Source organism: Streptosporangium carneum, from assembly GCF_027922005.1.
In the GTDB taxonomy this organism is placed as follows: Bacteria; Actinomycetota; Actinomycetes; order Streptosporangiales; family Streptosporangiaceae; genus Streptosporangium; species Streptosporangium carneum.
In genome coordinates this window covers 350,075-369,511 of sequence record NZ_BSEV01000004.1, presented here as the reverse complement: position 1 = coordinate 369,511, position 19,437 = coordinate 350,075, and the positions used below count along the sequence as shown (strand labels likewise).

20 protein-coding genes and 1 pseudogene are annotated in these 19,437 nt (G+C 68.7%); 12 read left to right on the top strand and 9 right to left on the bottom strand.

Annotated elements, in window-relative coordinates; translation table 11 throughout:
• Window positions 1-31: 31 nt before the first annotated feature.
• Together PKF00_RS13380 and PKF00_RS13375 are read left to right on the top strand one after the other, a co-directional pair.
• Window positions 32-1,072: an NAD(P)-dependent alcohol dehydrogenase gene (locus PKF00_RS13380; RefSeq protein WP_271217775.1), complete on the top strand. Its 1,041-nt coding sequence runs from the start codon at window positions 32-34 to the stop codon at window positions 1,070-1,072.
• A 93-nt stretch (window positions 1,073-1,165) separates the two neighbouring features.
• Entirely contained in the window at window positions 1,166-1,654 is a 489-nt protein-coding gene (locus PKF00_RS13375) for a DUF6326 family protein (protein ID WP_271217774.1), read from the top strand.
• A gap of 191 nt (window positions 1,655-1,845) precedes the next feature.
• On the opposite strand, the gene PKF00_RS13370 is transcribed toward PKF00_RS13375, so the two are convergent.
• Window positions 1,846-2,106, bottom strand: a complete 261-nt coding sequence (locus PKF00_RS13370; protein ID WP_271217773.1) for a hypothetical protein — start codon at window positions 2,104-2,106, stop codon at window positions 1,846-1,848.
• Between the two features lie 68 nt (window positions 2,107-2,174).
• Between PKF00_RS13370 and PKF00_RS13365 the strand changes: the two are divergent.
• A pseudogene (locus PKF00_RS13365) lies at window positions 2,175-2,378 on the top strand (DUF6188 family protein); the annotation flags it as partial.
• Here the strand turns inward: PKF00_RS13365 and PKF00_RS13360 are convergent.
• The gene (locus PKF00_RS13360) at window positions 2,326-2,718 is read right to left on the bottom strand and encodes a recombinase family protein (protein ID WP_271217832.1); all 393 of its coding nucleotides are present in this window, start codon (window positions 2,716-2,718) and stop codon (window positions 2,326-2,328) included. The pseudogene PKF00_RS13365 and the gene PKF00_RS13360 sit on opposite strands and share 53 nt — an antisense overlap.
• A 219-nt stretch (window positions 2,719-2,937) precedes the next feature.
• Here PKF00_RS13360 and PKF00_RS13355 point away from each other — a divergent pair, with 219 nt between their 5' ends.
• The gene (locus PKF00_RS13355; RefSeq protein ID WP_271217772.1) at window positions 2,938-3,303 is read left to right on the top strand and encodes a response regulator transcription factor; all 366 of its coding nucleotides are present in this window, start codon (window positions 2,938-2,940) and stop codon (window positions 3,301-3,303) included.
• Here the strand turns inward: PKF00_RS13355 and PKF00_RS13350 are convergent.
• From PKF00_RS13350 to PKF00_RS13335, 4 genes are all read right to left on the bottom strand, one after another.
• Window positions 3,251-3,844, bottom strand: coding sequence for a GNAT family N-acetyltransferase (locus tag PKF00_RS13350; protein ID WP_271217771.1), 594 nt, complete (start codon window positions 3,842-3,844; stop codon window positions 3,251-3,253). The genes PKF00_RS13355 and PKF00_RS13350 overlap by 53 nt on opposite strands.
• On the bottom strand, window positions 3,841-5,313 hold the full coding sequence (locus PKF00_RS13345) for an APC family permease (RefSeq protein ID WP_271217770.1): 1,473 nt from the start codon (window positions 5,311-5,313) through the stop codon (window positions 3,841-3,843). The genes PKF00_RS13350 and PKF00_RS13345 overlap by 4 nt, the downstream gene beginning before the upstream one ends.
• Window positions 5,314-5,350: 37 nt before the next feature.
• On the bottom strand, window positions 5,351-5,986 hold the full coding sequence (locus PKF00_RS13340; RefSeq protein WP_271217769.1) for a GOLPH3/VPS74 family protein: 636 nt from the start codon (window positions 5,984-5,986) through the stop codon (window positions 5,351-5,353).
• Between the two features lie 513 nt (window positions 5,987-6,499).
• A complete protein-coding gene (locus PKF00_RS13335) occupies window positions 6,500-7,450 on the bottom strand; it encodes a LysR family transcriptional regulator (RefSeq protein ID WP_271217768.1) in 951 nt (316 codons plus the stop codon).
• 175 nt (window positions 7,451-7,625) lie between these two features.
• Between PKF00_RS13335 and PKF00_RS13330 the strand changes: the two genes are divergently transcribed.
• The 8 genes from PKF00_RS13330 (at window position 7,626) to PKF00_RS13295 (ending at window position 14,632) form a co-directional block, all read left to right on the top strand.
• On the top strand, window positions 7,626-8,174 hold the full coding sequence (locus tag PKF00_RS13330) for a sugar O-acetyltransferase (protein WP_271217767.1): 549 nt from the start codon (window positions 7,626-7,628) through the stop codon (window positions 8,172-8,174).
• A gap of 457 nt (window positions 8,175-8,631) precedes the next feature.
• The gene (locus tag PKF00_RS13325; RefSeq protein WP_271217766.1) at window positions 8,632-9,198 is read left to right on the top strand and encodes an RICIN domain-containing protein; all 567 of its coding nucleotides are present in this window, start codon (window positions 8,632-8,634) and stop codon (window positions 9,196-9,198) included.
• 334 nt (window positions 9,199-9,532) lie between these two features.
• Complete coding sequence (locus PKF00_RS13320; RefSeq protein WP_271217765.1) at window positions 9,533-10,222, top strand: MFS transporter; 690 nt, start codon at window positions 9,533-9,535, stop codon at window positions 10,220-10,222.
• A gap of 55 nt (window positions 10,223-10,277) precedes the next feature.
• Window positions 10,278-10,406: a hypothetical protein gene (locus PKF00_RS13315; protein WP_271217764.1), complete on the top strand. Its 129-nt coding sequence runs from the start codon at window positions 10,278-10,280 to the stop codon at window positions 10,404-10,406.
• Between the two features lie 12 nt (window positions 10,407-10,418).
• Window positions 10,419-10,730: a tyrosine-type recombinase/integrase gene (locus PKF00_RS13310; RefSeq protein ID WP_309298398.1), complete on the top strand. Its 312-nt coding sequence runs from the start codon at window positions 10,419-10,421 to the stop codon at window positions 10,728-10,730.
• 1,417 nt (window positions 10,731-12,147) lie between these two features.
• Window positions 12,148-13,032 carry a DUF2268 domain-containing putative Zn-dependent protease gene (locus PKF00_RS13305; RefSeq protein ID WP_271217763.1) on the top strand — a complete coding sequence of 295 codons (885 nt, stop codon included), beginning with the start codon at window positions 12,148-12,150 and terminating at the stop codon, window positions 13,030-13,032.
• Window positions 13,033-13,042: 10 nt separating this feature from the next.
• A complete protein-coding gene (locus PKF00_RS13300; protein WP_271217762.1) occupies window positions 13,043-13,801 on the top strand; it encodes a MerR family transcriptional regulator in 759 nt (252 codons plus the stop codon).
• 201 nt (window positions 13,802-14,002) lie between these two features.
• Entirely contained in the window at window positions 14,003-14,632 is a 630-nt protein-coding gene (locus tag PKF00_RS13295) for a recombinase family protein (RefSeq protein ID WP_271217761.1), read from the top strand.
• Window positions 14,633-15,830: 1,198 nt separating this feature from the next.
• On the opposite strand, the gene PKF00_RS13290 is transcribed toward PKF00_RS13295, so the two are convergent.
• From PKF00_RS13290 to PKF00_RS13280, 3 genes are all read right to left on the bottom strand, one after another.
• Window positions 15,831-17,759, bottom strand: coding sequence for a serine/threonine-protein kinase (locus tag PKF00_RS13290; protein WP_271217760.1), 1,929 nt, complete (start codon window positions 17,757-17,759; stop codon window positions 15,831-15,833).
• Window positions 17,760-17,781: 22 nt separating this feature from the next.
• On the bottom strand, window positions 17,782-18,852 hold the full coding sequence (locus PKF00_RS13285; RefSeq protein WP_271217759.1) for a hypothetical protein: 1,071 nt from the start codon (window positions 18,850-18,852) through the stop codon (window positions 17,782-17,784).
• A 65-nt stretch (window positions 18,853-18,917) separates the two neighbouring features.
• On the bottom strand, window positions 18,918-19,424 hold the full coding sequence (locus PKF00_RS13280) for a hypothetical protein (RefSeq protein WP_271217758.1): 507 nt from the start codon (window positions 19,422-19,424) through the stop codon (window positions 18,918-18,920).
• Between the last annotated feature and the right edge of the window lie 13 nt (window positions 19,425-19,437).

The following is a 19,437-nucleotide window of genomic DNA, read 5'->3' as shown; positions in this document are numbered from 1 at the left end:
CGAGAGGCGCGGTTCGGATGAGGGGGCCTCTGTGGGAATCGAACAGCGATCGAATGCCGGAGCAGGCCTGGTGCGGGGGGCGAGTCGGGCCGAGGCGGCGATGATGCGGGCCGCCGTCCAGCGCCGCTACGGCCCGCCCTCAGTGCTTAAGTCGTCCGAGGTCGGGCTACCGCTGCCCGGTCGAGGCGATGTGCTCGTCCAGGTCGGCGCAGCCTCGGTGCATCCTGGTGACTACTTCGTCATGACCGGTGAGCCGTACGTGGTGCGCCTGGTGTTCGGGCTCCGCCGGCCCCGCCACGGCATCCCCGGCAGGGACCTCGCTGGCGTGGTGGCAGCGGTCGGGAACGATGTCACCACTCTCCGCCCCGGCGACGAGGTGTTCGGCTGGAGCACCGCTGGAACGCTCGCGGAGTACGCCTGCGTCCCGGCGGACAACCTCGTGTCCGTGCCTGCCAACCTGTCGGTCGTGGACGCGGCAGCGGTGCCCACGTCGGCCATGGCGGCGTTGCAGGCATTGCGTGAGATCGCGAATGTTCGACCGGGCCAGACGGTGCTGGTCACGGGCGCGTCGGGCGGTGTGGGCTCGTTCGCGGTCCAGATCGCCAAGGCGTTCGGCGCCGAGGTGACAGGTGTGTGCAGCACCCGCAACGTCGACTTGGTCCGGTCGCTCGGTGCCGACCACGTCGTTGACTACACGGAGACCGACTTCACCGGCACCGAGAAGCGCTACGACGTCATCCTCGACAACGTGGAAGCCCAGCCCCTGGCGGCTGTCCGCCGAGCGCTGACGCCCACCGGCACCCTCATCCCCAACAGCGGACGCGGCGGCCGCTGGCTCGGCCCCCTCGGTCGGATCGTCAAAGCGCGCGTGCTGTCCGGGTTCACCCGTCAGCGGCTGAAGCCCTTCACGTCGGTCGGGAAGCGTCAGGACCTGCTCACCCTGGCCGACCTGCTCACGAGCGGGCAGGTCACGCCCGCCATCGACCGCACGTACCCCCTTGACGAAGCAGCCGACGCCCTCCGCTACATCGCGGCCGGCCACACCAGAGGAAAGGTCGTCGTGACCATCTGACGACCGGACCGACGAGAACGCCCCCAACCCGTGCGTACGCCCAGACCTGCCGCCACTCTGGCGGAGGGCCCGCTCCTCGAGAACGAAGAATCGATGACTATCCGAACGAAAACCCTGAACCTGCTCGACAACCCGCCGATCCCCGTGCAGGTCAAGCTCACCGCCGCATGGACCAGCTTCATGTTCCTCTACATCTACGTCGACTACTTCCACCTCTACAAGCCCGGCTCCATCGACGACATGCTGGCTGGCGTCGTCTTCGAGTTCGACATCACCCCGACGCTGTTGACCATGATGCTCGCGTCCGTGGCGATCCCGGCCCTGATGGTGATGCTCTCCATGACGCTGCCCGCCCGGGTGAACCGCGCCACGAACCTCGTCGTTGCATCGCTCTACATCCCCTACTCGACGGTCAACGCGATAGGGGAGTCCTGGGACTGGGCCTTCTTCTACGGCCTCTCCATCGGAATCGAGGTGCTGCTCCTGGCCTTCATCCTGCGCTCCGCCTGGACATGGCCTCGAACCCCCGCCGTCCCAGCCGGTCCCGCGACGACCGACCTTCGACAGGACCTTCGACAGTAGGTGTCCGTGTAAAGCCCTTAGGCGAGTGGAAGTTGCCGGTGCAGGACCGCCGGGTGAATCGGTGTTGCGGGCTCGCTCAAGGCGGGCGATGGCGTCGAGGCCGGGGAGCGTCTCACCGTCGAGGATCCGCCCGATCGTGGGGTGGCTGATGCCAGCGGACATCGCCAACCCACGGGCGGTGACGGATCGGGTCAGGAGGCTGGTCCCGACGCGGCGGTCCCGGTGTCACCTCTCGGCCCCGCGCCCCTCAGTTGGTCGGGTCTCCCCTGGCGCAGGGCCAGCGCCAGGACGGCCGCGAGCCCGGCGAGGACACCGCTGACCGCCAGGTCGGTGCCGTGCCCGGCGACCAGGTTGAGTCCGGTGCCGAGCGCGACGGCGCCGGCCAGGAGCACCCCCGCCGCCGCCACCACCCACGTCAGCCCCGGCGCCTCGCGGGCGCTCCTGCGCAGCACCGCCGGTAGACGTGCCGGGTCGGGGCGGTAGGCCGGCTGGACGGTAAGAGACAGGATCAGAGCAGCAGGACATCGCCGCGGCGTTGGAGTTGTTCGGAACCCGAGTGTTGTCCTCGGTCGCTTTCAAGACCGGCGGACTGCGGCTGGTCTTCGACAGCGGCCTGCACCTCAACGTCGAGCCCCGCCCGGATTTCGAGGCGTGGAGCGTGACAGGACCAACTAATCTGCGCCTGGTATGCATGCCAGCCAGCGAGGTGACGATCTGGCAGTGACCCGCCGGACCACAGGTTCGCCGGGAACCCAGGGCCCAAAACCCACGGCCAGGCCCTCGTTGGTGTTGGCGACGATGATGGTGCGGATGAACTCGGCCAGGGCGGCGAAGACATGGAAGATGAACATCCCGCCCGGGGTGGTGGTGTCCAGCTTCTCGTTCAGGGACACGAATCCGACGTGCTGGCGCTTGAGGTGGCCGACGATACCGATGAGGTCTTCCAGGGAACGGCCGAGCCGGTCAAGGGACACCACGGTCAGCGCGTCGCCGGGGCGCAGGTACTCGTATGCCTGCTTGAGGCCCGGCCGGTCGGCGTTCTTGCCGGACGCCTTGTCGGGCAGGTCGAACTCCTCGACGAGCCGATCACCAGTTGACCGAACCCGCTGTGTGCTACGGAACGGAAACGCACACCAGCGGCCTCACCGCCCAGAGCCTTTACCTTAGCCGCTGAGCTAGGCAAACCGGCTCAGCGCGCGTTTTCGTTCCTCCACACTCTGCCCCCGGACCCCCCGCCGCGCGATCTGGCGGCCGCCGTCCGCACGGTCGCAGCAGGGCAGGCCATGCTGTCTCCCACGGTCACCAAGCGGCTGATCGGCTCGTTCGTCGACAAGGCGCCATCGCGGGCCGAGTCCGCGCGCGGGCGGCTCGCGGCGTTGACCGCCCGGGAAGAGGACGTGATCAGGGCGGTGGCGCGCGGCCTGTCGAACGCCGAGATCGGGCGGGAGCTGCGGCTGACGGAGGCGACGGTGAAGGCGCACGTCAGCCGGGTGCTGGCGAAGCTGGGCCTGGCCGAGCCGCGAGAACAACGGGGCCGGAATCGCCCCGCCCCCGCCCCCGGCCCACGATGGGCCGGGGGCGGGGGCGGCACTCGGATCAGGGGTTCGACGGGCGCCACATCGGGAACATCGGCGGGCCGCCGGGCGTGAACATCGGGTCGCCGAGGTCCTGATAGCCGTGGCGCAGGTAGAGCCTGCGGCTGCGGGTGCTGCTGGCCTCCAGGTACGCGGGTATGCCCGCCTCGTCGAGCCTGCGGTGGTGCTCCTCGAGCAGCCGGGTCCCCGTCCTCCGTCCCTGGTGCCCGGGGAGCACGGCGAGGAACGCCAGGTAGTGGTGCGGGTCGTGGGGGTGGCGCCTGTCCATCTCCTCCCCCATCTGCCTGATGCGCTCCGCGTGGGGACCGGCGAACGCCTCCACCCGGGCGTCCTGGTCGGGGATCTCGGGAAGCGGCTCGGCGCCCTTGCGGAACCACACGGCCACGGCGGACATGTCGGCCGTCGCGTGGACCTCGCCGTGGACGAGGGCGCTCTCGGTGACCATGGAGAAGAAGGAGGGCATCACCCGGCGGCGGTCGTCGTCCGGCGGGATCATCCAGGCCGAGATCTCCTGCTCGTGGAAGGAGGTGGCGATGATCGCGCCGATGGTCTCGGCGGCTCCGGGAGCGTTCCGAACGCGAATGATCTCTGTCATTCGGTCCCTCCCACGGCCGCCTGGGCGCCCCGCCCGATGTTCGCGTATACCTTCGGCCGGTTGGCCCGCAGGGCGAGTCCCCACATGACGCCGAGTCCCACGGCGACGAAGTAGACGGCGGGCATGATCCAGCGCAGTGGGGAGTCGGGGGCCACGCCGAGCACGGTGTCGAAGTTGGCCACGACGAGCACGATGACCACGATCAGCAGGACCGAGGAGACACCCGGGGCGATCCTGGTCCGCCAGGCGTTCTCCTTGTTGGGGGTCTTGGCGAAGAAGACCAGCACGGAGATCGAGGTGGCCGCCAGCATCATGAGCAGTCCCAGGCCGCCGAACGATCCGACGGTGAAGAACAGTTGGACGACTGGATCCAGGCCGAAGACCGCGTATATGACGATCGTGACCAGCCCGATGACACTCTGCGCCAGCGAGCCGTTGATCGGGGCACCGGTCCGGGGGGAAGTGCGACCGAAGGTTTCGGGCAGCACCCTCTCCCTGCCGAGGGCGAAGATGTAGCGGGAGATCGTGTTGTGGAAGGCGATCAGCGCGGCGAAGAGGCTCGTCACGAAGAGGAGGGAGCCGACGGTGGCGATGCTCGCCCCCAGGTGCTGCCCGGCCAGGTTGAACAGGAGGGCCGAACTCTGCTCGCGCGAGGTCTCGACGATCTTGTCCGAGCCGATCGGCACGGTCATCGCCCAGGACGACACGGCGTAGAGCCCGGAGATGACGGCGAGTGCGACGTAGGTCGCGATCGGCACCGTACGCCTCGGGTCCTTGGTCTCCTCGGAGAACACCACCGACGACTCGAAGCCCGCGAAGGACGCGATGCAGATCGCGACCACCGCACCGATCCCGGGGACGAAGAGGTTCGACGGGTCGAAGACGTCAAGGCTGTAACCCGAGGCCGCCGGGTTGATCAGATCCGCGATGTCGAACGCGACGACGACGGCTATCTCCGTCAGCAGCAGGACCGACAGGACCTTCCCGTTTACGTCGACCCGCATGAGGCCGAGCACCCCGGTCAGCACCCAGGCGCCCAGCCCGATGACCCACCAGGGCGGAGAGCTTCCGAACCAGTCGGCGATCAGCGGCTGGGCGGCCGCGCCGATCATGCCGTAGAGACCCACCTGTAGCGCGTTGTAGGCCGGCAACGCGACCCACGCGGTCGCCACCCCCACCGGCCTGCCGAGTCCTTTCGCGGTGTACGCGTAGAACGCCCCGGCGTTGACGACGTAACGGGCCATCGTCACGTAGCCGACGGCGAACAGGCCCAGGATCGCTCCGAGCAGAATGAAGGCGAGCGGCACGCCGGTCACGCCGGTCGCGGCGTAGGCGGCGGTCACCGAGCCACCGATGACGGTCAGCGGTGCCGCCGCCGAGATGACGAAGAACACCACCGACGGCACACCGAGGCGGTCCTGGGCGAGCGCGGCGGAAACGGCGCTGCCCCTTCGTTCTGTCACGGACATGAGGATCCTTGAATGAGGTTGGAATGAGGGGGCGGGTTCACCGGCGGCTGATGATGGAGTCACCTACGGCAGCCTCGGTCTGGGCGATCAGTTCCTGGAGCGGCGCCGGGAGGGCGGCGATCGAATCGGAGAGGTATCTCGGGTTCTGCTCCCACAGGACGAGCTGGCTGCCGCCGGTCGCGACGAGCAACCCCAGCAGGACGCTGTCCTGGACACTGAGTGGCTCACGGCGTTGGATCGCCAGGTTGACGCGTCCGGCGGGCCACGCCGCGATGTTCACGTCGACCGGTGCCTGCCTCCGCGACGGGCGTCTGCCGGGCGGGCGCAGCAGCCCGTCGGCGGTCATCCGGGCCGCCACGTCGGCGAGTGCCGTACGGGCGAGGAACCGCAACCAGGTGTGGAAGCGATGCGAGGGTTCGGCGATGATGTGGTCCAGGGCGGTCCTGGTGAGCGCGTCTCCGGGCGGCGCCGTGTCGAGAACGACGAGCCGTATCTGCCCCGCCGCCAATCCCACGGTTGTCCGCCCGGCGAGCATCAGTTCTCCCAGGATGGCGGCGGCCAGCCCCAGACCGGTCAGGCGGGCATGAAGCCTCATCCGGCCGGTCGCGTTGTCATGCATGACAAAGAACAGGTCGTTGGCCAACCGAGTTCTTGAAAGATCAACTCCAACCACGAACCGCGATCGTATAGCTAAATCATTAAATTTGTCATTACACGAACGACGTTCCGGCGTAGGCCATAGGTCGGCCAGACGAGAGCTGAAGAAACGGACAGATAGCCAACAAGCTGGAGCTATGTCGAGAGGCGCCTCGAAGGTTTCGTCGAATCCAAGGATTTACATATTTTTGGCCAGTTGCGGGCGGGTGCCGGGAAGCCGCCCGCCAAGGCCCGCCGGAGCCGGAACGACCCCGGTCAGACGGCTCCCGAAAGCGCGGCCCCTTGAATCCCGATGAATCTCCAGGGGATTTTAATACGGGGATTTTTGGCAGTTTGAGGCTGGCGTAATACCGCGCAGGCTTCCTCGTCCCCCGACGTAGTGGTAGTGGGCGTCGTACGCGTCCGCGTGGAGCAGCACATCGACACGCTGTTCGGCGACAACGCCATCGACGGCGGTTTCGTGCTCGCGGATCGACCGGCTGTGCCGGCGGCGGGATGCCTCTCGGGCGCCCTCTCTTGCTTCGTCGGTTCAGGTGCGTTCCGGCTGCATGGGCCGGCTCCATTTCGGTGCCCAGATGCCGCTGCTGGGGCGGCCGGGATAGGCGGCGATGAGATGGCGACGTAGGGCGGTCAGGGAGGGGTGGGGGTTGTGGGTGCGCCAGATCAGCGAATGGGGGTAGAGCGGGGTTGGGTCTTTGAGGGGGATGCGGCGCAGGTTGTGGCCGGCGGGCCACACCAGGGGGGTCTGTTCGCTGACGAAGGTGGCCAGCGTCGTGGAGCCGGCGATGGTGTCGAGCAGGGGCTCGATGCCGAAGTCCGGGCCGACTGAGTCGATGATGACGCCGAAGGTGGCGGCGAGTTCGTCGTAGTAGGCGGCCCACTCGGTGCCGGGCAGGTTGCCGGGCATCCAGATCCGTCGTCCGGCGAGTTGGGCGGGAGTGAGCGCGGGGGCGTTCGCGAACTCGTGTCGTGGTCCGGTGAACAGGTGCAGTGGTTCGTCGAAGACGGGAGTGGCTTCTACGCCGCGGGGCAGCTGCCGGCCCGGCATGGTCACAGCACGGAACGTCGCGTCGATCGTCCCGTCCTGGACGGCGGCGATGGCCGTGTCGGAGTCGAACAGCGTCACGACGTCCAGCTCGATCTCGGGGTGGGCGCGATGAAAGCCGCGCAGCAGTCCTGCCAGGGAGAGCTGGCGGCCGATCACGTCGACGCGCAGTGCCCGACGGCCTGGCCGCACGGCCGCGACGGCGCGCTCAGCGGAATGGAGGAAGGTTCGGGCGTGGGGCAGGAACGCCTGGCCGTCGATCGTGAGCCGCGCTCCGCGGGCGTCACGGGTGAAGAGCCGGACACCGAGCTCCTTCTCCAGCGCGGCGACGCGCTTGGACACGGCCTGCGGCGTGATCGACAGATCGGCGGCGGCCTCCTGGAACTGTCCCGCATCCACGACGGCGACGAAGGTGCGCACGGCCATGACGTCCATACAGCTCATCCTAGGCAGACAACCAAAGGTTGATCCTGACTGTCATGATCGTTGTTTGATTCCGGCGTACTCCGATCGCTTTGATGACTTCGGTCAACCTCTGGTTGATCAACTGTCGTATCCGACGGGTGCCGTCCAACGGCTACGGCCCGAGCTCCCCTCGTAAGGAATCCTCATGCCCGATCAAGACCGTCTCTACGTCCGCACTCCCGAGTTCGCGCGGGTGGCCGAGCGGATCGAGCACGTGACCACGCTCACGTCACGGCTCAACGTCCTGCCCTTCGACGACAAGGCCGCCCGCGCGGCCCTGCTATCCGAGATCGTCGGCAAGCAGGTCCCCGCCTCCGTCACCGTCTATCCGCCCTTCTACACCGACCACGGGCTCGGCATCGACTTCGGCGAGCACGTCTTCGTCAACCAGGGCTGCACCTTCCTGGATCAGGGCGGCATCCACCTGGGCAACGGCGTCTTGATCGGCCCGAAGACCAACCTCATCTCCTCCGACCACCCCCTCACGGCGCCCGAGCGAAGCGAATTCATCACCCGGGCACCCATCACGATCGAAGCCAACGCATGGCTCGGCGCGGCAGTAACGGTTCTCCCCGGTGTCACGATCGGACGCGGTGCCGTGGTCGGCGCCGGAGCCATTGTCACGAAGGATGTTCCCCCCAACACCCTGGTGACCGGACCGGCCGCGTTCGCGCGCAAACAATGGAACAACTGAGCCCAAAAGCCAGCGGCCTTGGTGAGCCGCCGGGCCAAGCCGCCGGTGCCAGAGCGAGACGACGCGAAGGGTAGGGCTGAACGCCTACCTGCTCGGCCACGCCCACATCCTGCTGCAGCAGTCGCTGGGCGCGGCCGTCGACGCCGACGATGGTGTTGATGGAGCGGGGCGACAGCCGCCCGTCCGGGCGGCACGCCGCGATCGAGGCCGCCGACAGAAACAGCGCCTGCGAGGCCGGGCCGGCCCGAGCGGGTTCGGGAGGAACCCCTCAAGCACCCGCGGGAGGAGAGGATCGAGCCGCCCACGCCAGGCCGGGTCTCAAGGATCGTGGCCTCGGCTCTGCGTTAGGTCAGCCTGTTGTAACTGGTCTATGTCACCGTGTGATGGTTCGCTCGGTGAAATAGGAGGGGAGTCAATGAGGTCAATCACAAGAAGCTGCCTCGTAGGTGTTCTCGCGGTGGCGCCGTTCCTGCTCGGGAGTGGGACCACGGCCGCGAACGCTGCGACCAGCGCATCCGTTAGCCTCGCCCGATTAGCGGCGCCTAATGCGGCGGCTGCGCCCATCAGGATCCAGAACAGGCGCAGCGGCAAGTGCCTTGAGGTCAACCAGGCGGATGGGACCTCCGGCCTGGGAAACGGCACCGGGGTCCTGCAGTTCACCTGCCACACCGGTGCTCAGCAACAGTGGACCTTGTACGCCGAAGTGTTGGACGGGGCAGGCAATATCCTGTACGTCTCATTCATCAACGGCCGCAGTGGAAAATGCCTGGAACCCAACCAGGCGGACGGGACCTCCGGCCTCGGGAACGGCACCGGGATCGTGCAGTTCACCTGCCACCACGGCGTCCAGCAACACTGGCGGCAGATCGCCATGGGCGACGGCTTCTTCCTGTTCCAGAACAGGAAGAGCGGCCTGTGCATGGAGGTCAACCAGGCGGACGGGACCTCCGGCCTCGGGAACGGCGCCGGGGTCCTGCAGTTCACCTGCCATGGCGGCGCCCAGCAACAGTGGAGAGCGGCGTAGGAACTGAGACACCTCCCTACGGGCCTACGGGGACGTCACCCGCAACTTCCCCAGTCAGCCGGCATGACGATCCGAACCCCGAACAGAACCTGGGGCTCTCTGGTGCCGATCATGAGTCGGCGTGAAGCTGCGAGAGCGATGCCTGAGAACCGAAGGGATGCGCGTAGTCATGTGTGCGTGCGTGCATTTCCACAGGTGGAAATGCACGCACGCGGGCTTGCGGGAAGGGGAAGGCCCGCCAAGACCATGACTGCGCCTGAAGGCCGTCCATGCCTGCACGCAGTACCCGCAGCACCGGTCGGCGGGACTGAAGTGCCAGCAGAGCAACTGGCAGGTGCCCATCGCCCTGCTGGCGGCTCTGGGGCTTGTCTCTCTGGTGACGATCGCCGTTCTGCTGCCGACTTCGCGCCCGGAAGAGGAGCCCGCTGCCTATGCGACCAGTCCCGACGTGCGGCGGTTCGTGACGGTGCTGGGGGCCGGAGCCTTGTCCGCCGCCGGGGCCTTCACGGGATACACCTACATCGTGACCTTCCTGGGCGACGTGAGCGGGTTCTCCCCGAGCACGGTCAGTGTCCTGTTCGTGGGTTTCGGTGTCGCGTGTCTGGCCGGGGTGAGCATCACTGGGGCGTTGCTGGACCGCTTTCCGCAGTCCGCGCTGGCTACCGCCGTGACCACGCAGGCGGGAGGCATGCTCGGCCTGTACGCGTTCGGAGCTCATCAGGTGGCGGCGGTGGTGTTTCTGATGCTGATGGGCGGTGCGCTCGGGCCGGTGTTCATGACCACGCAGAACGCGATGCTGCACTGCGCGCCAGGCCGCACGGACATCGCCCTGGCGGCGAACTCCGGCGCCTACAACGCCGGCATCGCGGCGGGAGCCGCGATAGGGGCACTGGTCCTGCCGCTCGCCGAGGTACGGGGCACCTTCCTCGCCGGCGGGCTGCTGACCGTCGGGTCCTGCGCAGCCCTCCTCGGCGGCTGGCTGCTACGTGGGCACCGTCATACAGAACGCTCAACACGCCGATGAGGAACGCCGACTCATAGCCGCCGACAGCTCAGACGAGCGGCGCGCCCGCCGGTACATGCGCCAGGTCGAGACCGCCTACCTCACCGCCGCCGCCCGCACCGGCACGCCAGGACATCGCACCAGGCCCGGTACCGCCTCGCGTGACCGGGTGATCGCGCTGCTGCCCTACCTGGCCTGGCACTGACACCCAGCGCTTCTGCTGAACACCCGCGGCGACCGCTTGACCGACCGGGCCGCCCGCGACATCATCGTCGCCCTCGACGAAGCCACTGGCTTGAACGACGACCCTGCCGAACCGTCCGGCCCCTACGTGCTGCGCCACACCTTCGGCACCCAGCTCGTCCGCGCGGGCAAAGACCTCGTCCTGGTCGCCGAGCTCATGGACCACGAACGCCTCGACACCACCCGCCAGTACACCCTGCCCACCACCGCCGACCGCGCCGCTGCTCTGAACGCGCTCATCACCGACCACCGACCGGAACGGACAAGGCTCGTTCGGGGCTGGTGACACGGTTGTTGACGGCACCCCGTGCAGGCCTGGGTCCGCCAGCAGGGCCACAGCCCGGCTCGCCAGCCGCAGCCCCAGGCAGGCCGCCCATCTTTCCCCGCCCTGCGAAGATTTTCCTCGATCCGCTCACTGATGAACGAAAGGGGCCCTCGCAGGGCGCATCCCCACATCGTCGATCTCCCTCTCCCCCTTTCGGGGCCGTGCGCGGTCGTGGACCGATGCGGCGCGGCGATCGTCGTGTAGGGGCTCGACCAGCTCTCCCTTCCCGGAGTGCTCCGCGGCTGAGCCCGGATGCCCGGGTCTGCAACGCCTGGTGGAACGTCAACTCCGTGAACCGCCCCTCCCTCGCCGAAGGACTGCCTGCACGGCGGATTCGGTGCGGCGGCGCCATCCATCCTGATCTGGCACGACGCCGACACCGCCCGCCGAGCGCTGGCGGACGTCGTAGCCGACCCGGACAGGCGGCTCTCCTACTTCGAGGACATCGTGCGGCTCCTCGAAAGCTTCGGCGTCACGGTCGTTCTCCAGTGACACGGTCCACCTGCTTGTGGATCCGGGGACGAGCAACCGGCGGGCAGCCGTTGGCGCTGAGAAGAATCTTGTGGGGTTGTCCTGATCGGCCAATTCCGCGGCCTCTTTGGCCTGCTCGAACCCATCGCGGCCTGACCGACGCCGGTATCTAGGTCGGGTTCGGAGGTGGAGGCTCGGTCGTCGGATCGGGAGGTGGAGAAGGTGAAACCTCCTTCACCTGGACCGGGTTGGTCGGCTTCGCCGGGTGAGCGGGCTTGCTCGCGGTCGTGAGGGCCAAGGCGACGACGGCGATGACAACGACGAGCACCACGGCTCCGCTGATGCCGACCGCGGCCGTCGTGGAGATTGTGCGGGAATGGGCGCGCACCTTAACCCGCCTGCCGTTACGCAGTGTCCGCCAATGTTCCCCGACCTGCACTAATCGCTTGGCCATGCACGGACCGTACAGACCGCCCCAGCGGACAACCAGATGGCGGCAGAGCAGGTATTTCCTGACGTACGGGTGACCGGATTCCAGCTGTGACCGGGGTATCCAATCGACATGGCCGGGCGCCGCCCCACAAGGTCGGCTTCTCGCCAACCCACAACGTCCGTACACCGGGCCCGTTCTCGAGACAGGGAACGAGCGGTCGCGCCGACAGGCCTCCGAGGAGGTTCTCTGGCGTAATCGGCGACAGCGGGGTGCAGCGGTGGACGCTGTTCACCGCGGACCGCAAGACCGAGGAGCTGCGCACGCTGGAACAGCGGCTGACCAAGTTGCGTGAGTCCATCGCAGCGGCGAACCGCCGGTCGTGACGGGCCTGGGTGACGGCATGCCCGGCTGTATCTCGACGAAGAGCGCCGCTGGTTTGACCTTGACGCTGCGTCAACTTCTAGCATCGAGGCCATGTCGATCACTGTTCTTGACACCTACTCCGCCATGAAGCAGATCCTCCTGGCCCCGGTCACGAAGCGCGCTGACCTGCTGCGTTCGATGCTGGAGGCCAACAGGAGCATGTATCGCCACCACCCCGGCGAGCTCGACCTGGTCGCCGTGCACCTCCAATCGTCCGGGTTCCCCATCGACCGCGACGAGGAGCGTTGCCTCGACGCGCTCGAAACCCTGGCGGCGGCCGGGGCCTGGGAGCGGATGCAACGCGCGCTCGACGACGCTCTGGCCGTACTGCTGGAGGCGACGCCGGGGCTGGAAGCCCCGGACATCACCGTGCTGTTCGTCCTCGGCGATCCGGCTGACAAGCACTTCATGGGTCCCTGCCTAGGGTTGACCGGGTTCGGCGGCATCTCGGGCAACATTGCCATCACGTTCTGGCCCTTCCCCGAGAACATGGAGCGGCTGGAGGCCACCGCCGTGCACGAACTCAACCACAACCTGCGATGGAGCCCGGGCGGGGTGGTGTGGGACCCGATGACCGTCACAGTTGGCGAGCACATCGTCGGCGAGGGCCTGGCCGACGCCTTCGCCCGCCAGCTCTACGGAGACGAGCTCGGCCCCGCCCGCATCGGCGTGCCGCACCTGCACGACGACGAACTCTTCGCCAAGGTCCTCACCGGCCTCGACGTGACAGGCATGCACAACTTCACTGCCTGGGTGCATGGCGACCCCGGCGCCGAGCACCTCGGTGTCGCCCCGGTGGGACTGCCGATGGGCGCGGGGTACGCCGCGGGCAACCGGCTGGTCGACACCTACCTGGCGGCGACCGGGCAGACGGCGGCGCAGGCCCTGCACGCCGACGCCTCGGAGATCATCGCAACCACGCTGCGCCACGGGTAACACTGGAACGGTGGAGTGGACGATCCAGGAACTCGCGGCGAGGGCCGGCATCACCAGCCGGACCCTGCGGCACTACGACCGCGTCGGGCTCCTGGTCCCGTCCCGGGTCGGCGCGAACGGGTACCGCTACTACAACCCCACCGCGGTCGCCCGGCTACAGCGGATCCTGCTCATGCGCCGGCTCGGCATGGGCTTGCCGGCCATCGCCGAGGTCCTGGCCGAGGAGGTGGACGCGCTCGACGGGCTCCGCGCCCACATCGCCGCGTTGGAAGAGGAACGGGACCGCATCGAACGGCAGGTCCGGTCTGTGCGTCACACGCTCGAGGCTCTGCAGGCGGGGGTGGAGCCGCGGATGGATGTCATGTTGGCGGGGTTCAACGACCTCTACAAGGACGAGGTGATCTCACGTTGGGGCGAGCACGCGTTCCAAGTGAGCAACGACTGGTGGCATGGCAAGAGCCTCGACCAGCAGCGGGCCTGGAAGCAGGACACCGACGACCTCGTCGCCGCATGGGTTGCTGCAGTGAAGGCCGGGGATTCGCCGACATCGGAACACGCTCAGTCGCTGGCTGCCCGGCACGTCCAGTGGCTGAGTCAGATCCCGGGCACCCCCGCCGCCGAGGGCGACCGGGAGCGCTCGATCGAGATGGTGAACGGCATTGGGGACATGTTCGTCGACGACCCCCGCTTCGCCGCCATGTACGACGATGAGGCGGGGGCGACGTTCGTCCGCGACGCGCTGCACGCGTACGCGCATACCCGGATGTAGCCCGTGTGGTTCGCAGAAATGACCATTTCTGCGAGGGGCTCCAGGGTGCCGAGCGCGCGCACTCCGTCCCAGGTCGCTTTTCGCAGAACATCTCAAAAGGCCCGGCTTCTGAGAGGCCCCGGGTATGGAGATGACTTCGGAGTCGGCGGCGAACACGGTCGAGCGGCACGCCTGCCCCGATGCGCGCTCCCGGCCGGGAGCGTGTGCCGGATCCAGGGCGGCAAGGTCGCGCCGAAGTATTACACCGCTCGGTTCGTTCTGGTCCCGGCGTTACGTGAGGTGCTGGAGGTCGCCGTCCCGGCCAACCGGCTTCCCGGAAGGCCGTGGACCCAAGCCCCTCCAGTCCAAACCGCCGTCCCCGAGGCCGGCGGCCAGGCGGTTCGGATCGGGTACGCGCGCTGCTCGACCGCGCAGCAGGAGCTGGCCAGCCAGATCGAGGCTCTGGAGAAGGCGGGCTGCAGCCGGATCTTCTCCGAGAAGATCTCCACTCGGATCAAGGTCCGGCCGGAGTTCGAGACCGCCCTGAAGTTGTGCACCGACACCAAGGCCGCCGTCCCGGCGCAGGCGGTGATCCTGGTCGTGCAGGAGATGAAGCGGCTGGCGCGCAACCACATCCGCGAGAAAACCCTGGGGCCACCGGGCAGCCGCGGCCAGGGCAACCACAGCGGCCGACCGAAGGTCTTCGACGAGGACATGCTCACCTTCGCCCTGGCGTTGCGCGACAGGGGCGTGTCGGTCCCCAACATCGAGACCGGCATCGACTCCTACCGCCTCGCCCCAGACCCGAGCCAGAAGCGAGCAAGCCAGCTGATCCGGCTGCAGGCGTACTGATGAACGTGCAGCACCAGGTACAAGTGAACGTGCAAAGTCGGCAGGGATGACCAGGCCCCTGGCATAGGGGCGGGGCGGGACTGACCAGGGGACCGCAGGACCTGCCGTGGGGAGTCGTTCTTGATTCTGTCTGGTCTGCGACCCGGCGTGACCTGCGCAGGTCAGACGGTACTTCGTTGGATTTTCCGCGATTGCTACCGGAACCCCTGGAAATGCCGTGAAGGTGTTCCCGCAGCGACGGGTTCCTGACGAGTAGGCGGGGAGCTGTTCCAACGAGCGGTCCCGCCGGCCCCTGCTCGGCCGCAAAGGCGGGCGATCGCGCCGCGCGCTGCGAGCCTTCACCGCCCGCTGGGGCGACGCCGGGCGGTGAAAGCGCGAAGTCGCCTGGTCAGACTTTCGGCAGGTTTCTGGAGGGTGCCCGCCGGGCGGGGCAGGCCGTCTGCGGTGTGTATCGAAGAAGCACAGGGCGCCGACCTGGGCGGGCCGCGCCGCCTGGTGCCGTCGCCCCTCTTTGACTACTCTTTGACTATGATCAATTACTGTCAGTTTTGGCGCGTTGTGGTCGTACTGCTCGCCCTCGGCGCTCTGGCCCTGCCCGTGACCGTCTTCGCCGGGCCCGCCGTCGCGCTCGCCTCAGCCGGCTCCGCTCACGCCGCACCCACGGAGCCTCCCCCCGGCCACCTCCAAGTCGGCGACGGAAACATTCACGCACACTTCGACGCAGTCATCGACCTGGGGGGTGAGGCGGCACCGTCGATGTCCTTGGGCCCCGGGTGATTCCCTCGGCGGCCGTCCCCGCGGCTGCGGCCGCGGTCGGTCGACCTCCGGACCACTCGGCGGGCCGCCAGCTCCGCGATGTTCCGCCGCCGGGCCGACACCAGACAGTGGTGCGTTAGTTCTGTCCGGTCTTCTGGCGGACGAGATCGCAGGTCAGCATGTCGGGGCGAGATCGGCACCCGATCCGGTCCTGGTCACCACACGGTCGGTCGGCGCCGAAACCCCGGCCCCGGGCACAACACCGAGCACCAGCTCAAGTCACTGTTACCGGCGGGTACCACCAACGGCTGTTCCACCGTTCCTCAACCCCGTGATTGAGCCCATCGACGCCATCGTCACCACCGCGTGGGCGCCGAACAAGACGACCGCCGCCCGCAACATCCTGCTCGGCTGGTCACGTTCCAGGAGGTCACCAGGCACGTCACCCCGGTGTTGCGGTCAGGGCGAGGTCGTCCACGGTCACCGTGACGGGGGTGTCGGTGGCCCTACGAGACAAGAAGGTCAGAATGCCGGCCCCACCCGGGACCTGGAGTCCGGAGGTCGCGTCCGTGACGGAGAGCAGCCAGTCCGGCTCGGACGCGCCGATGGCCCAGACCTTGCCGCGGACCGTGGTCGGCGACGTGCCGGTGACCTGGATGCGTACTCGCATCGCGATGCCCACGCCCGCTGTCAGCCCGAGGACCCGCAGTGGCTGTGCGAGGTCGATCTCACTGCGGCCCGCTTCGGAGCGGATCAGCTGGAACAGGACCTCGCCGTTGGGCCGCAGGCTCACGTGCGCCCGGTAACTCCCCACTGTCGGGACCCTGCGTCCCACGGCGGTCACGTAGATCCCGCCGCCGGTGGGGGGCTTGTCGTCGGCGAAGGTGAAGCTGAGGTCGGTTCTGATCTCCTTCACCCCGTCCAGGTACGCGCTGGAGAGGGCTCCGGAGCGCGTCGTGATCCGCCCCTTCTTGCCGTCCACCGAGTAGTCGCTCGCCGGAACGCCGACCGACCAGTGACGCTTCCCGTCATCCGTCGTACCGAATCCGGTGCTGACCGTGCGCCCGAACGTGTCGGACACCCGCAGCCCCCCGCCCGGGACCGCCGACGCACCCGGGCTCGCCGACCCGCTGGGCGAGACCTCCCGTGAGCCCGACGGTGAGGCCGATGGGGGCTCGGAGGTGGGGGCGGAAGCGTCGGGACGTGAGGCGGCCGAGGAGCCCGGCTCACCGGTGCCTGAAGACGCCTGGGACCCCGTCCCGCCGAACGGTCGCAACCAGGCGAACGCCCCCACCACGACCGCGACCAGCGCCGCCGCCACGGCGAGCGCGGCACGGCGGCCCCGCCCAGCGGTCCACCCGATGAGCACCGGGGCCCGTGAGGAGGGCGGGGCCGTGGGCTCCCCGGCCGGTCCTGTGGTGTCCCCACGACCGGTGGGTCCCGCGGTGTCCCCACGACCGGCCGCCCTGGCAAGATCCCGACCGCCGGCCGGGTCCGACGTTCCCCGATCGTCGGCCGGCTCGGCGGCGAGGCGGCTGCCCAGGCTGGTGAGCTCCACGATCGACCGGCCGCGGCCACCGGAGACCGGGTCGATCAGGCGGGACAGCAGCTCGCCCGCCGCCGGCCGGTGCGAAGGGTCCTTCTCCAAGGCTGCGGCGATCGAGTCGCGCAACGGCGGCGGGACCGCTGACAGATCCGGTTCGTGGGTGACGATGCGGTTCAGCACCTCCGCGATGCCCGCGGCGACGAACGGGGAGGTGCCGGTGGCGGCGAAGACCATGGTGCCCGCCCAGGCGAAGACGTCCGAGGCAGGTGAGGCGGGGGCGCCGCTCAGCTGTTCGGGCGCGAGGTAGGCAGGGGTGCCGATGAGCCCGCTGGTCATGGTAGTGACACCGTCCGCGCGGGCGATGCCGAAGTCGACCACCCGGGGACCGTCCGGGCCGAGCAGCACGTTGCTCGGTTTGAAGTCGCGGTGCACGACGCCGGCCGCGTGGATGGCGGCCAGGGCCGTCGTGGTGCCGACGGCCAGCCGTTCCAGCTCGCCGCCGTGCAGGGGGCCGTGCTCGTGCACCCGTTCCGCCAGCGTCGGCCCGTCCACGAACTCGCTCACCACGTACGGCCGCGACCCGTCCGACACGGCCGTGAGCACGCGGGCGATGCAGAAGGGCGCCACGCTCTCCACCGCTGCCAGCTCGCGGGCCAGACGGGCGCGGGCCTCGGCGTCGGCCCTGATCAGCACCTTCACCGCCACCCGCTGCCCAACTGGATCGCGGGCCAGGTAGACGATTCCCTGGCCGCCCTCCCCGAGTCGGCCCAGCAGCTCGAACTCATCCAGACGCGGAGGATCCTCAGGGGCAAGAGGGGCGACCATGCTCCATACGGTACTGATCCGCTCAACCAAGTTTCAGGCGTTTAGGCCGTGCTCCTGCGTCCAATGTGACGAGCTCGCCCTTCCCCGCGAACGCGGCGGCCACCACCCCGCCGAACCGTGATGTCGTACGTCCCCGCGCATCGACGATCTCCGCCGTCCCATCGTGGACCAGCGCGAACCGGCGACCGTCCGGATCGGCGGAGACCGTCGCCTCAGCGGCGAGTTCCCTGGCCCAAATCTGACGCCCGTCCACACCGACACCCCGGACGGCCGTGTGCCGCACGCCCCGCTCGTCCACCCAGCGGTCCAGCACGACCGCGCCGTCCCGGCCCGCCGCGCACTCCGCGGCGACCCTCAGGTCGGTCCGGAGTGGCACTGTGCGGCCGTTCACCAGCATCCGCGCGCTGGGGCCGGTGAGCACGGTCAGGTCACCGCCGTCCGCCAGGCAGGCCCCCCACACTCCCGCCGCGGGCGCCGTGCGTCCAGTCGGCCGCCAGCCGTGCCGGTCGCGCCGGAACCAGCGGATGTCGGCCCCCGCGACGTCCGGGTCGTCGTACGCGATGAGGGCGGCCGACCGCGCCGGGTCCTCCACCCAGAGGAGCCCCACCGCGCTGGAGATCGGGATCCGTGTTCGTTTCACGCCGTTCCTGAGCAGGGTAAGCCAGCCGCCCTTCCCCGGCGTGCTTTCGGCCAGCACGGCGTCCGACGGCCCCCGTACGCTGAGCACCCGCTTCCCTGCGGCGCCTCCCAGCGCGGCGTGCCCCATCGGCCGCCGCCAGGTCGGCACGTCGCCCGCGGGCGCGGACAGCACGGCGTCAGGGCAGCGCGCCGCGCAGACGGCGTCCGCGTCCTGGCGGTACGCTTCCCGGTCCGTCCAGCGTAGTTCCCCGCGCGAGGAGTAGCCCCGGTACGATCCGCTGCCGGGATCCGCCACCACCACACCATCGGACGAGACCGCGACGATCATCGGACCGGTCCCGTACGGGGCGGGCGACGGCTGAGCGGACGGACGGGCCGGCTCCACGGCGGCACAGCCACCGGCGAGAACCGCCGCGACCATGAGACCGGCGAGCGCCACGCGACGACGACGCATGAGAACCTCCCTCGACCGGACGGGGCCGCGCCCTGGAGGACACGGCCCTGCCTCAGCGAACGGAATCAGACGTTGCGCGTGTGACCGGCGCAGCGCGGGTCGACGCCCCTCTTGTCGAAGACGGCCTTGAACTCCGCGTACGCCGCCTTGTTCTTCGGCACCCTGACGCCGCTCCTCGGGACCGGGTTCCCGCCGTTGCGCGTGCCGGAGTTGACCTCGGAGTACCCCTTGCGGATGTTGTCCGGGGACCTCCAGGTCCAGTAGATCGGGTCGCGGCCGAGGCTGTTGTCGTACTTCACCCGGAACTCGACGTTGTTCTTGTTGCCCACGCCGCTCCCGGCGATCGTCCAGGAAAACTTGGTGAAGACGTGGTACCGGCTGCTGTTGTGGTAGTGCGCGGTGAAGTTGATGTACGCGCCGCCCTTGCTGCAGGAGCCGGAGGCGGTCCCCGCCGCGGACGCCGAGGTCGCCCCCGAAGCAGCCGCGACGGCAGGGAGGGCGACGAGACCGGTTGTTGCGGCCCCGGCGACAGCCAGGGCGGCGATCGAGGTGCGGAAGGTGATGAACGTCATCGTGATCTTCCTC